The 12,854-nt window shown below is 61.2% G+C and carries 15 protein-coding genes; 6 read left to right on the plus strand and 9 right to left on the minus strand.

Annotated features, from left to right (window positions below; genetic code table 11):
* Positions 1-2 precede the first annotated feature (2 nt).
* Entirely contained in the window at positions 3-1,115 is a 1,113-nt protein-coding gene (locus NKG95_RS03250; protein ID WP_023720773.1) for an endonuclease/exonuclease/phosphatase family protein, read from the minus strand.
* A 187-nt stretch (positions 1,116-1,302) separates the two neighbouring features.
* On the opposite strand from NKG95_RS03250, the gene NKG95_RS03255 reads away from it, so the two are divergent.
* Positions 1,303-1,890, plus strand: coding sequence for a BA14K family protein (locus NKG95_RS03255; RefSeq protein ID WP_353039955.1), 588 nt, complete (start codon positions 1,303-1,305; stop codon positions 1,888-1,890).
* 173 nt (positions 1,891-2,063) lie between these two features.
* Entirely contained in the window at positions 2,064-2,348 is a 285-nt protein-coding gene (locus NKG95_RS03260) for a PilZ domain-containing protein (protein ID WP_353003724.1), read from the plus strand.
* A gap of 12 nt (positions 2,349-2,360) precedes the next feature.
* On the opposite strand, the gene NKG95_RS03265 is transcribed toward NKG95_RS03260, so the two are convergent.
* The 5 genes from NKG95_RS03265 to NKG95_RS03285 form a co-directional block, all read right to left on the minus strand.
* Positions 2,361-2,984, minus strand: coding sequence for a hypothetical protein (locus tag NKG95_RS03265; protein WP_353039956.1), 624 nt, complete (start codon positions 2,982-2,984; stop codon positions 2,361-2,363).
* Complete coding sequence (locus NKG95_RS03270; protein WP_352590038.1) at positions 2,977-3,498, minus strand: hypothetical protein; 522 nt, start codon at positions 3,496-3,498, stop codon at positions 2,977-2,979. Before NKG95_RS03270 ends, NKG95_RS03265 begins: the two co-directional genes overlap by 8 nt.
* Before the next feature lie 486 nt (positions 3,499-3,984).
* The gene (locus NKG95_RS03275; protein WP_353039957.1) at positions 3,985-4,962 is read right to left on the minus strand and encodes a DUF3592 domain-containing protein; all 978 of its coding nucleotides are present in this window, start codon (positions 4,960-4,962) and stop codon (positions 3,985-3,987) included.
* 237 nt (positions 4,963-5,199) lie between these two features.
* Complete coding sequence (gene ilvC / locus NKG95_RS03280) at positions 5,200-6,219, minus strand: ketol-acid reductoisomerase (RefSeq protein ID WP_352483016.1); 1,020 nt, start codon at positions 6,217-6,219, stop codon at positions 5,200-5,202.
* Positions 6,220-6,242: 23 nt separating this feature from the next.
* Complete coding sequence (locus NKG95_RS03285) at positions 6,243-6,896, minus strand: TetR/AcrR family transcriptional regulator (RefSeq protein WP_023720781.1); 654 nt, start codon at positions 6,894-6,896, stop codon at positions 6,243-6,245.
* 156 nt (positions 6,897-7,052) lie between these two features.
* Between NKG95_RS03285 and NKG95_RS03290 the strand changes: the two genes are divergently transcribed.
* Positions 7,053-7,481: an anthrone oxygenase family protein gene (locus NKG95_RS03290; RefSeq protein ID WP_023720782.1), complete on the plus strand. Its 429-nt coding sequence runs from the start codon at positions 7,053-7,055 to the stop codon at positions 7,479-7,481.
* Between the two features lie 37 nt (positions 7,482-7,518).
* On the opposite strand, the gene NKG95_RS03295 is transcribed toward NKG95_RS03290, so the two are convergent.
* Complete coding sequence (locus NKG95_RS03295; RefSeq protein WP_353039958.1) at positions 7,519-7,971, minus strand: MarR family winged helix-turn-helix transcriptional regulator; 453 nt, start codon at positions 7,969-7,971, stop codon at positions 7,519-7,521.
* Positions 7,972-8,071: 100 nt separating this feature from the next.
* Here NKG95_RS03295 and NKG95_RS03300 point away from each other — a divergent pair, with 100 nt between their 5' ends.
* Complete coding sequence (locus NKG95_RS03300) at positions 8,072-8,377, plus strand: Rieske (2Fe-2S) protein (RefSeq protein ID WP_352495187.1); 306 nt, start codon at positions 8,072-8,074, stop codon at positions 8,375-8,377.
* 1 nt (position 8,378) lies between these two features.
* Positions 8,379-9,104 (plus strand): glutathione S-transferase family protein, encoded by a 726-nt coding sequence (locus NKG95_RS03305; protein ID WP_352590032.1) that lies wholly within the window; start codon positions 8,379-8,381, stop codon positions 9,102-9,104.
* A gap of 255 nt (positions 9,105-9,359) precedes the next feature.
* Here NKG95_RS03305 and NKG95_RS03310 read toward each other — a convergent pair whose 3' ends face one another.
* Positions 9,360-9,770 carry a winged helix-turn-helix transcriptional regulator gene (locus NKG95_RS03310; protein WP_023720786.1) on the minus strand — a complete coding sequence of 137 codons (411 nt, stop codon included), beginning with the start codon at positions 9,768-9,770 and terminating at the stop codon, positions 9,360-9,362.
* Between the two features lie 135 nt (positions 9,771-9,905).
* Here NKG95_RS03310 and NKG95_RS03315 point away from each other — a divergent pair, with 135 nt between their 5' ends.
* The gene (locus tag NKG95_RS03315; protein ID WP_353018454.1) at positions 9,906-10,796 is read left to right on the plus strand and encodes an SDR family oxidoreductase; all 891 of its coding nucleotides are present in this window, start codon (positions 9,906-9,908) and stop codon (positions 10,794-10,796) included.
* 41 nt (positions 10,797-10,837) lie between these two features.
* Here NKG95_RS03315 and NKG95_RS03320 read toward each other — a convergent pair whose 3' ends face one another.
* Entirely contained in the window at positions 10,838-12,757 is a 1,920-nt protein-coding gene (locus NKG95_RS03320) for a potassium transporter Kup (RefSeq protein ID WP_353039959.1), read from the minus strand.
* Positions 12,758-12,854: the final 97 nt, after the last annotated feature.

The following is a 12,854-nucleotide window of genomic DNA, read 5'->3' on the forward strand; positions in this document are numbered from 1 at the left end:
TCTCACGCCATGTCGAGGGCAATTGCTACCGGGCAATGGTCGGATGCCTTAGGCCGGTCCCACCCGGCGCGTGGAAAGCGCTCGACCTCCTGGCCCGCCGGAAATATGGTCCGCCAGGGCTGGCCGTTGCGGATGATATCGGGAACGGCGGTGGCGTTCTGCCTGGCTAGCGCCCTCGACAAAAGGATGTAGTCGAGCTGGCAGAGATGCCGCTCTTCCGGTCCGCGCGTGTGATAGAAAGTCCAGCGATCCATTTCCGGCCGCCGCTCGACCGCGTTTTCGCAAAAACCGCCGGCAGTGAGCACGTCGATGCAGGACCGGGTCTCGTCGATGACCTCGAAGCGATAGCCGTCGACGGCATCGCCGGTAATCTTCACGCGCTGCCGGTAGTCGTTCATGTCGCCGCAGATTGCCCAGCGTTTGTCGGCGGCATGGTCCTTGCCGAAGCGCTCCTCAATGATCCGCCGCACCGCTTGCGCCTCGGCGATGCGCAGCGGCATTGTTGCTTCACGGCCGTCGAGGCCGTTGCGGGGAGAGCCCATCGACTTGAAATGCACGAGATAGAGTGTCAACGGCGCGCCAGCCACCGTCAGATCGATTTCCAGGCAGTCGCGCCGGAAGATGCGTTCATTGGCCTGATGTCCAAGCGCTGCCAATTCCGCCGTGTGCAGCCCGAATTGCTCGAACGTGACATAGGCGTAGCTGGTCATACGCACGAATTCGATCGGCTGGCCCTGCGCGGTCTCGTTGCGCATCATCACGGCGACGTCAATGCCGCGCGAATCATTGCCGGCGGTGGTGTATTTCTGCCGGTAGCCTTGCCCCACCATCTTGAACAGATAGCCATATTCGAAGGCCCTCAGCGCCTCGATATTGTCGACCTCCTGCATGCAGATGATGTCGGCGCGGGTGGCCGCGATCGCCAGTGCCGTCAACTGCCGCGTGTCGTCAGACTGCGCGATCGCCCGCGCCTGCTCGAGCATCTTGTATTCGGCCTCGCTCTGGATGTCGAAAAGCGCCAGCGTGCGATCTTCGTTGAGCTGATTGCGGTATCCGGAATAATCAAACCTGTTCATCAGGTTTTCGACGTTGAATGTGGCAAGGCGCAGCGACATGGCTTTGACCTTTGCCCGCAAGCGCGCTCGAAAACAAGGGCGTAGAACCCAGGCGGCCCCGATTGACCGCGCGCTCGTCATGGTTGATGGAACCTTTTTTGTTCATCCTCCGTTCAGATGGAAAGTTCCATGAATGGGCTCTTCCCTGGGTATTCTGGGCGTGGGGCCTGAATCTTAGGAGAGTGCGATGAAACCGCTCTTTTTATCTTCCGTCAGATCCGGGCTGATGGCCCTCGGTCTGATAGCCGGCCTCTCGGCCCCCTCGCTTGCCGGGCCGATGCCCAAACCCCTGCTGCCGGTGGCGGGCAATGCCGCCGACATCGTGCAAATTCGTGAAGATTGGGCAGGCGGCAACGACAGGCAGATCTGGCGTTGGCGCCATCGCGGCTTTCGGCAATGGCACGGCGACAATGATTGGAGATGGCGGTCCAACAATTTCCGCGGCCGTCATTTTTCGAGACACTGGGACAATGGCGGCTGGGACGACAGCTGGCGTAGGCGCCATCATCGCCGCCATTACCGTGGCGGCTACTATGATGATGGTGGTGCGGGCGCCGCGATTCTTGGCTTGGGCCTGGGGCTCGGCCTTGGCAGCCTGTACAACAACTACAACTACTACGACGCGCCGCCACCGCGGCGCTATTACCGGACACAGCGGCTGTCCAGCGCGCATGTCCAATGGTGTTACAATCGCTACCGGTCGTACCGCGCCTGGGACAACACGTTCCAGCCCTACAACGGCCCGCGCCAGCGATGCTATTCGCCCTATAGCTGAGCAGGCCGACAACAAGCATCATTCGGCGCCGTGCTTCGCGGCGCCTTTTTCTTCCAGCCAGGAATCGCGAAAATCGCCCAGTCTCACTGGTGATAACGCTATTTTTATCAGGCAGGTCTAATAATCCTCCCGATCAGAACGCCCGAGACGCGAAGATGGCTGGATTGCGTGCAATGGCCGAGGACGAACAGAGGGACAAACGCCGGCAGCGCGTCTTGAAGGGCGCGACGATCCTGACCGGCATGACCAATTCCGAGGTCACATGCACGCTGCGCAACATGCATGCCGGCGGCGCCGAATTGAAGGTCTCGATCGACGCGCGCGTGCCCGATGAGTTCCTGCTCTATGTTCCGACCGAAGGCATTGCCTACGAGGCCGTGGTCCGCTGGCGCCGCGAGGATCGCATCGGCGTGATGTTCACCGGCACCCAGCCAAAGCCAAGTTGGCATTACGGCTGATATCTCCCGGCGCTATCCGGGCGGCAGGACTTGCAGTGTCTGCTCGTCAAACAAAGGCTCATCCTGGCCGACGCGAACGAATAGAAGCTTTCGCCGTTCGGGTGATTGCACCTCGAAATACTGAATGCCGTCCGGGGCTTCACCCCATTCGCCGCACGGCGGTTCGCCGACCTCGTCAGGGTCGGCAACGGCTTTCAATTCACTGAGATAAACGGCATCGGGACTGAAGACATATCGCAGGATGCCCGTGGGCGTGACCCCTTCGGCGTAAGGCATGAGCACGCAACGTGTGCTGACAGCCTTCTCGGTCTTCTGCGAGTATATGCGCTGTAATGCAGCGTCAGCGGCCTCGCCCGGCAGCATATCGAAGACTTCGACGACGGGATCGGCCGGCCCGCCATCGCTGTATTTGATGGCAAGAGCATTGCCGCCAAGCTCGAAATGGATCTGGCGGAATCCGAAATCGCAGCGCTGTACCCAGGCAGCCAGCCCGACATCTCTGTCCGCCAGCCGTTCCCAGGTGCATTTGTCGACAGGCGGACGCGACGGCTTGCTTTGGTCGGCACGCGCCCCGATGGCCATGGCCAGAAGGACCGGCAGGGCGCAGATGCAGGCCGGCAGTCTCTTGCTATTCATCGCTGCAACCCGTCAAGGTAAAGGCATCCCAGGCTGAACCATCGGGGTTGGCTTTGGCGAAATCGGGCCATTCGGTAAAAATCGCGCCAAAGTCAGGCAGCAGCAACCCTGTTGGTGCCGGCGAGGCTTCGAGGGAGCTCAACTGCTCGGCACCGCCTGCGTTGAACGCATAGACCTGCCCATCCCACACTCTGCACAGCCCGGTGCCGTCCTCGAGACCCGCCTCACGATCGTCGTCGTTGCAGGTGTGCCGAATCGTCCCCACAGGAAACGAGTACTTGCCATTGGTCCAGGTGATGTCCGATGGCAGGCGAATGGGGGTATTGGGCACGATCAGCGAAAAGACCTCTGTCGTCAGCGCGGCCGGTTCGCGGTCGATGGGCCGGAACTGTATCGTCGCTCCCGAACGCGGCTCGCGATAGGTCGCGTGGCTGAGCGAACATTCTGTCGCGTTCGCTGCTTGCAACAGGCTCAGCATGCTCAGAAAAATAGCTGCTGCTTTGCGGATGATCATTTGAGTCCCTGGAGCAGCAGCATTGTGAAGTTTAAGCATCGATGCTTTAGCATGGCCCGAGGCCCGGTCGAAAGAAAGAAATCGATGATGCGAAATCTCTTGATGCTCATTTCGATCTTAACATTTTCGTGCGGCAGCGCCTTTGCCACGGAACCCTATGTGGGCACATGGTCCGGGCACAGATCGAACTGTACCGCCGTTGCGGATGTTCAACGCCAGACTGTTTACGCGTTGTACCGCGACGCCCTGTCGGTCCCTGCTCTCGGCTGCGAACACGCAATGTTTCTCGAGACGCCCACGGGCTGGGTGGCGCGGGCCAGCCAATGCTACGGATCTGACCCGTCGGTCGAAGAGCCGTTCTCTCGGGTCATCCATATTGTTGTCGACGGGGCGACGGTGAGATTGACATGGCCTGGCTTCGACAGCGGAGTTCTTGTCAGATGCTGACGACAGGTGCCTTCTTCCGCTGGATCTAGGACGGCAGCTTCAAATGACGCCTACCAGAAGCGCGGCTCCACCGAGGAAGCCAGCGGCGCAGACCCACAGGAGCCAAAGCCCACGCACGCTGCATTCGAGAACGGCTGCAGCCGGATTGGCGGGATCGTAGTGGACCTCGACCTTGTCGCCCTCGAGGTAGCGCTGCGATTGACCGCTGACGAGGCTCGGGAGCGACGCCGTCACGTTTGCGCCGAAAGCGATGCGATCGGCGGCGTAGCGCTGGCCGGCAACGCTATAGCTGTAGACGATGCGGGATTTGAAAACTGTGTGCCAAGGCCGATAGCCGCCTCCGGACCTGTCGCGGGTCTCGAATTTCTGCAGGCCCGAGGCGTCGATGCGTCCTGCCGTGATGGGCCATTTGGCCGCCTGTTCCGCAAGTGACTTCTGGGCAAAGCCCATGCGCAGGACAAACAATCCCATGAAAAGCAGCAGGGCCGCGGCGCCGAGGTTCTGCGGCTTGGGCAAAAACGGCCGGATCGCTTCCAGGACGCCGCCAACGGAGAAGACCAATACCAGCGCGCCAACCACCAACCCGGCCGAAAGCTGGACCATGAATTTGAAGGAACCGTCGGGCATGGTGCGTTCGATCACGGCCTTGGCTGGATCGGCCGGATTGTAGAAGACGGTTACGCCGGCCCCGTTTGGAAATTTCGCAAGGGTTTCCGCCACCGCAAAGTTTCCAAGGTTCTCCTGCACGCTGTAGTGCGAACTGCGAAACTTCTTGCCGTTCACCTTGTATTCGAAGGTGATCGCCGGGAAGTTGCGCATCTCGGTCGACCCTCTGCTGTCCGAACCGGATCCCGAACTGGTCACCTCGCGAGCCTCGACCCGCGACGAGATGATCTTTCCCGGCGTCGGAGACCAGCGGCTGACCGCCCTCACCTCCCACCACTTCAGCAAGGTGACGAGGGACAGCATGCCGGCAACCGCACAGGCAAACCCGATCAACAGAAATTTGAGTTCCAACGCTCACCCCTTGGCCATTTTGTGCCATGCCCTGCACACGCATACCACGACAGCGGGAATAGCGCGCCTGCTGAGAAATCAACGCAAAAAGGCCGGCGGATCGCTCCGCCGGCTTTCTTGATCGACAATGAAATTGCGATCAGTTCTTGGCCTTGTCGACCAGCTTGTTCTTGGAAATTCCCACGCGCCCGCAGGGCGAAGCCCGAGGACGCGTAACGAAACGAACGTGGATTTCCTTCAGTTCTTGGCCTTGTCGACCAGCTTGTTCTTGGAAATCCACGGCATCATCGCGCGCAGCTTGGCGCCGACTTCCTCGATCTGGTGGCTGTCGTTGTTGCGGCGGATGCCCTTGAAGCGCGACATGCCGGCGCGGTATTCCTGCATCCATTCCGAGGTGAACTTGCCAGTCTGGATGTCCTTGAGCACGCGCTTCATCTCGGCCTTGGTCTCGGCGGTGATGATGCGCGGACCCGAGACGTATTCGCCCCATTCGGCGGTGTTCGAGATCGAATAGTTCATGTTGGCGATGCCGCCTTCATAGATCAGGTCGACGATAAGCTTGACCTCGTGCAGGCACTCGAAATAGGCCATTTCCGGCGCATAGCCCGCTTCCACCAGTGTCTCGAAACCGGCGCGGATCAACTCGACCAGACCGCCGCACAACACCACCTGCTCGCCGAACAGGTCGGTCTCGCACTCCTCGCGGAAATTGGTCTCGATGATGCCCGAACGCCCACCGCCGACGCCGCAGGCGTAGGAGAGCGCCAAATCGAGCGCATTGCCCGAAGCGTCCTGGTTGACCGCGACCAGGCACGGCACGCCGCCGCCCTTCTGGTATTCGCCGCGCACCGTGTGGCCCGGGCCCTTTGGCGCGATCATGACGACGTCGACCGAGGCTTTTGGCTCGATCAGGCCAAAATGCACGTTGAGGCCGTGGGCGAAGGCGATCGCCGCGCCGTCGCGGATGTTCGGCGCGATCTCTGATCTGTAGATGTCGGCCTGCAGCTCGTCGGGCGTCGCCATCATCATCAGGTCGGCCCATTTGGCGGCATCGGCCACACTCATCACCTTGAGCCCGTCGGCCTCGACCTTCTTCGCGGTCGCCGAGCCGGCCTTGAGGCCAATGGCGATATCCTTGACGCCGGAATCCTTGAGGTTGAGCGCATGCGCCCTGCCCTGGCTGCCATAGCCGATGATGGCAACCTTCTTGCCTTTGATCAGGTTGAGATCGGCGTCGCGATCGTAATAGACACGCATTTTTCTTCCTTCCCGTTTTGAATTCAGAGGCCCTGCGGCCCGGTTTTTGCCCCGTAAAGAGCGAGAAACTGCTGCGTCGCCCGGACGGCATCGCCGCCGATCGCCGCATCAGTCAATTCCAGCCGGTCGCCGAGCAGCAGGCGGATCTGCACGTCGCGGGCGACCAGCCCGAAAAAGGTGCGGAAAGCCATCTCAGCGTCGGAAAACTCGAGGAAACCAGCTTCCTTGCCTGCCTCCAGCACCGGCTTCAGCCGCCTGGCCAGCGCGAAGCGGCCGTTCTCCAGCACGATGGCGCCGAGATCGTCCTTCCCCGAACTAGCATGGCCGACCGCCACCCGGTTCAGCGCGATCGAGGTGTCGCTCGAAATTACCCTGAGCCAGTCCGAAGCGAAGCGTTCGAGGCTCGCCGTCAGCGAGGCAAGATCGAGTCCCTTGCGGTCGACCGGCACTACCCGCACCTTGGACGCCTGCCATTGCACCGTTGCCGTCAACAGCCCGTCGCGATCGCCGAACCATTTGTAGAGCGTCTCCTTCGAGCAGCTCGCCCGCCGCGCCACGGCGGTCATGGTCAACTGATCGCCCTCTTCGACCAGCAGGCGAAGGGCGGCGTCGAGCACGGCCTTCTGCCGCTCCGTCAGCGTCTCGCTGGTGTCGATGTCGGTCACAGCGTGCAACACAGTCTTTCCTCAGGAGGCGAACTCACCCGCAGTTCAGATACGAACTCGACAGCGTACCGTACGTTACGGTTCGGCTTTATGGCGTATTGCCCGACCCGGCGCAAGCCTTTATTTCTGTAGCTTGCTCCATGCGGGGCATTACGGGAGACACGGATCATGCTCGCCGGATTGCTTGCCTTGACCGTTGCCGCTGTGTTTGCAGGCGCGGCTATCTACGTCAGCGTCGCCGAACAGCCGGCGCGGCTTCGCCTCGATGACAAAGCATTGCTGCAGGAATGGCAGCCTTCCTACAAGCGCGGCGCCGCCATGCAGGCCTCGATCGCCGTCATCGCCTGTATTCTGGGCCTCGTCGCGTGGTGGCAGACCGGCAATCTCGCTTATCTGGCCGGCGCCGTGCTGATCATCCTGCCTTGGCCATGGACGCTGCTGGTGATGATGCCGGCAAATCGGCTGCTGGAGGTGATGGACGCTAACACCGTCAATCCTGAGGCTCGGACAATGATCGTCAAATGGGGCAATCTGCATCTGGTCCGCGTCGGGCTTGGGGTTCTGGCGACATTGGCATTCCTTTGGGGCAGTGCCTGACCTCGCAGATCCGCGCCATCTTCGGCACGAAGGCGTGTCACGCCAGGGCGGGCGGATCTCGCAGGCGCCCAAGCAGAGCCGACAGCGTGTCCAGATCATCGTTGGAAAGCTGGGAGCCGACCAACTCCGATATCGAGCGGCCGTAGACGACCCACATGCGGCGGCGCGTCTCGCGCCCCTTGCCGGTGATGCGGATGGTTTGCCCGCGGCCGTCATCGGCAACTGGAAGCTTCTCGACCTGCCCGTCGGCTTCGAGCCGCGCCAGCAGGCGGGAGATATTGTATTGCGCAAACAGGGTGCGCTCGGTGAGTTGGAACGGCCGCAATCCGCCCTCGCCCGCCTCGGCAAGCTCATGCAGCACGTCGTACCAGGCAAGCGGCGGCAGGCCACTGTCCTTCAGCGCGTCCTCGGCACTTTCCAATAACTGGCGCGAAACCCGCATCAGGTGGGCCCAGGCTTTGATTGCTGGAGGTGAAGGAATCCCGGTCATGATTACATCGTAGGCGATAGATGCAATTGCATCAAGCTTGACGATCGATGCAAATGCATCTATATAGATGCAATCGCATCAATCATGAAAGGCAATTCCGATGAAGCATGAAATCTGCAGGATCGCCGACATTCCGGAAACAGGCAGCCTGATCGCTCCGTTTTTCGGCCGCGAGGTCCATGTCTACCGCAGCGGCGAGCGTATCCGCGCCGCCGCCAACGTCTGCCTGCACTTCGGTGGCCCGCTCGACTGCAAGGACGGCAAGCTCGTCTGCCAATGGCACGGCGCCTCGTTCGACATGGCGAACGGTGATCGCCTCGAAGGCCCAGCGCCGAAGGGCTCCCGCCTGATGTTCCTCTCCACCCGCGTCGAGAACGGCGCCTTGAACTATGTCTGGGGAGAGTGAGATGACCGACAAGCTCATCCTCGTCAGCCACCATCTTTGTCCCTATGTGCAGCGCGCGGCGATTTCGCTTCGCGAAAAGGGCGTGCCGTTCGAGCGCATCGCCGTCGATCTCGCCAACAAGCCTGCCTGGTTCAAGGCGATATCGCCGCTCGGCAAGGTGCCGCTGCTTCGCGTTGAGCATGACGGCCAGGAAACGGTGATCTTCGAATCGCTCGTCATCCTCGAATTCCTCGAGGAAACCCAGCCCAATCCGCTGCATCCCACCGATCCCTATGCCCGTGCCCGACATCGCGCCTGGATCGAGTTTGGCTCGGCAATCCTCAATGCCATCGGCCGCTTCTATTCAGCGCCTACGGAAGCCGCGTTGCTCGCCGAAAGCGAGGCGCTATCGGCGATGTTCGATCGCCTGGAAGTGGAACTGGCGAATGGCGCGGTTGGGCCGTGGTTCGCCGGTGAGCGCTTTTCACTGGTCGACGCGGTCTACGGGCCGATTTTCCGCTATTTCGACGTCTTCGACCGGATCGGCGATTTCGGCATCCTGGACGGAAAGCCGCATGTCCAGGTGTGGCGCGAGGCGTTGCGCAAACGCCCATCCGTGAAGGACGCGGTCGCTCCCGATTATCCGCAACGCCTCCATACATTCCTACAGGCGAAGGGCTCGCACCTTTCGGAAATCATCCGCCGAAACGATCCGGCCACCGGGCTTCCGCAAGCCCGATCGGCTTGAATGGATTGATCACAGTGCCTGTAATCATCGAGGCAAGGATATTCGTTTCCGGCGGAATGCTTGCCACTGGCCACCAGCCTGTCGCGGACGCAAGCCTCCAGCGCAGTATCGATACGTCCGTTCCGATGAGCGCGTAACTGATCGCCGCGCCGGCAATCGCGATGTCCAGAGAATTGCCCATTTGCCCGACCCGACCCAGGCCGGACAATCCTTCAGCGCTGTCGCTAAATCAAGCCGCCGTCTCGGCCTTGAGGCTCAGCCTTCGGCAGCATCGAAAACCTTCCGCGCCTCGCGTACAGCGCCGTGATTGAGCTCGGCCCATTGGATCAGCTGATGCAAGGGTCCAAACATCGAGCGCCCGAGATCGGTGAGGCTGTATTCAACGCTCGGCGGTTTGGTCGGAAAAACCTCGCGATGCACATAGCCGTCGCGCTGCAGATCGTGCAGCGTCTGGGTGAGCATGCGCTGTGAAATATCGGGCACGAGGCGCCGCAACTCGCCGAAGCGGTACGGCTTCTCGGCCAAGGCCTCCATCAGCAGCGAACTCCATTTGTTGCTTATGCCCTGGATCACATCGCGAACCGGGCAATCCGCAAGGTTTCCGCCACCGCTGCCTGCTTTGTAGATCTCGAGCTTCGATCTCAGATTGACGATCTTGCCGTCCATGGCTGGTTCCCTGGCTGTGCCTAACTCCCGCAAAACTGCCTTCTTTACGAGGATGGGTCAATTCCTATTTTAGTGCTGGTCTCTTTTTGAGACTAACATTGCACCCGCCGCTCCGGCGCAACGTCAGGACCTTTCATGACCGACACCCTTCTCGTCACCGGCGCCTCCGGCCAGCTTGGCCGCGGCGTCATCAATCATCTGCTTGACACGCTCAAGGTCTCCCCTCAGCGCATCATCGCCGCCACCCGCAATCCGGAAAATCTGGCCGATCTGGCAGCGCGCGGCGTCACCATCAGGGCGGCCGACTTCGACGACACCGCATCGCTGGCCAATGCGTTTACGGGCGCCGACAGGGTTCTGATCATTTCGACGAACGAGCTTGCCCTTCCGGGCAAGCGCCTGAAGCAACATGAGACCGCGGTCGCCGCAGCAAAAGGCGCGGGCGTTTCGCACCTGCTCTACACATCGATGCCCAATCCCGAGCCCGGATCGCCGGTGCTGTTTGCGCCCGATCACCACGGCACCGAGCAGGCGATCAAGGCGAGTGGTATCCCCTACACCATCTTCCGCAATGGCTGGTACCAGGAGAACCTGTTCATGGCGTTGCCGCACGCCATCGCCTCGGGGCAGTGGTACACATCCGCTGGAGACGGCCGCATTGCCCATGGCGCGCGCGACGACATGGCCGCGGCAATCGCCGCCGGCCTCGCTTCGAGCGCAACCGAAAGCACGACATACACGCTGACCGGCCCCAAGGCCCACACGATGGCCGAAATTGCAGCCCTCGTCACCGAGATCACCGGCAAGCCGATCGAAGTTGTCCAGCTTTCGGATGAAGCGCTGACCGAGGGATTGAAGGCAGCCGGCGTTCCCGAGGCTTTCGCTCCCGTCATCGTTTCCTTCGACACCAACACGCGCTCCGGCCGCATCAGCATGGTAACGGACGCGGTCGAGACGCTGTCCGGCAGGAAGCCGCAGCCGCTGAAGCAATTTCTTGAAGCAAACAAGGCGGCTCTGGTGAGCTGAGCCTCACAATGGCCGTGCCCTCAAAGGGCACGGCCATTTGTTCAGATAGCCACCTGCGTCCCGATCTCGACGACACGTCCGGTCGGGATCTGGAAATATTCCGTCGCGTCGGCCGCCGTGCGCGCCAGCCCGATGAACAGTTTGTCCTGCCAGACCGGCATCCCGGAATTGGGCGAGGCCTTAAGCGAGCGCCGCGACAGGAAGAAGGAGGTCGTCATGATGTCGAACTTCCAGCCCTGCTTGCGGCAGATCGCCAACGCGCGCGGAATGTTGGGCTGCTCCATGTAGCCGAAGGTCAGCGTCACCCGCATGAACAACTCGTTGACGGTCTCCATCTTGACGCGCTCGCTGTCGGGCACGACAGGCTGCGGTGCCGTCACCACCGAAAGGATGACGTTCTGCTCGTGCAGCACCTTGTAGTGCTTCAGGCTGTGCATCAGCGCCGTCGGCGCGCTCAGCGGATCGCTGGTCAGGAACACCGCGGTGCCCGATACCAGATGCGGTTTCTTCTTCAGCAGATTGCCGGCAAGGAAATCGAGCGGGATCTCGTTCCGGCGCGTCTTTTCGAACAAATAGCGGCTGCCGCGGATCCAGGTCCACATCGCCAGCACAATGGTGAAGGCCACCGCCAGCGAAGCCCAGCCACCTTCGAAGACTTTGACGATGTTCGAGGCAAAGAAGCCGACGTCGATGAACGCGAACACCACTGTCAGGGAGATGGCCAGCCAGAGCTGCCATTTCCAGATGCGGCTCATGATCACGTAGAGCAGCACCGTCGTCACCAGCATGTTGCCGGTCACTGAAATGCCGTAGGCCGAGGCAAGCTTGCTGGATTCGCCAAAGCCGACCACCAGCAGCATCACCACCAGCGCCAGCAGCATGTTGACGCGCGGCATGTAGATTTGGCCGGACTGTCTTTCCGACGTATGCAGGATTTCCAGGCGCGGCAGCATGTTGAGCTGCACCGCCTGCCTAGTCAGCGAGAAAGCGCCGGAGATCACCGCCTGGCTGGCGATGACGGTCGCAGCGGTGGCGAGGACGACCATCGGAATAAGCGTCCAGCCTTCGTTCATCTCGAAGAAGGGATGACCGACCACTCCGTTTTTCGCCAGCACGAATGCGCCCTGCCCGGCATAGTTCAGCAACAGGCAAGGGAACACGATTGCCAGCCAGGCGAGAACGATCGGCTTGCGGCCAAAATGGCCGAGGTCGGCATAGAGCGCTTCGGCGCCGGTGACAGCGAGGAAGATGGCGCCGATCGTCACGAAGGCGACGTCGGGTGAATTGATCAGGAACGCGACGATGTAATGCGGGCTGACTGCCAGCAGGATCTCCGGGTCGGCGATGATGTGGTTGAGACCGGAAAGACCAATGGCCAGGAACCAGACCGCCGTGATCGGGCCGAAGATCAGGGCGACGCCGCCGGTTCCAAACCGCTGTGCCGAAAACAGGATCGCCAGGATGACCAGCGTCAGCGGCACCACATAGGGCTGGAAGGTCGGCGTGACGACGTTCATGCCTTCGACCGCCGACAGCACCGAGATCGCCGGCGTGATGACGGCGTCACCGAAAAACAGCGAGGCGCCGACGATGCCGATGCCGAGGATCACCGCCGAGCGCGTCGGAAAACTGTTGCGCGCCAGCGCCATCAGCGACAGCACACCGCCCTCGCCGCGATTGTCGGCCCTGAGCACAAACATGATGTATTTGATCGTGACGATGATCGTCAGCGACCAGATGATCAGCGAGAGCACACCGAGGATGTCGCCACGGTTGGCGACTTCGCCCCCCGACGATGCCACCAATGCCTCGCGGAACGCATAGATCGGGCTGGTGCCGATATCGCCGTAAACCACGCCGAGTGCGCCCAGCATCAGCACCTTGGTGCTGTGCTGCTCGACCTCAGAATGGCTCGATTGTTCGACAGGTTCTGCCTCGTTACCAGCATTGGTAAGGGCCATGGACGACACTCCGATAAGCGCGCGGTGCTCTACGCTTGCTGCACTGCAATATCAAGTGCCGTCACGTAATGTCTGCGTGTCGGTATTGCGAGTCTTC

Source organism: Mesorhizobium sp. M1423 (assembly GCF_040317575.1).
Lineage (GTDB): Bacteria > Pseudomonadota > Alphaproteobacteria > Rhizobiales > Rhizobiaceae > Mesorhizobium.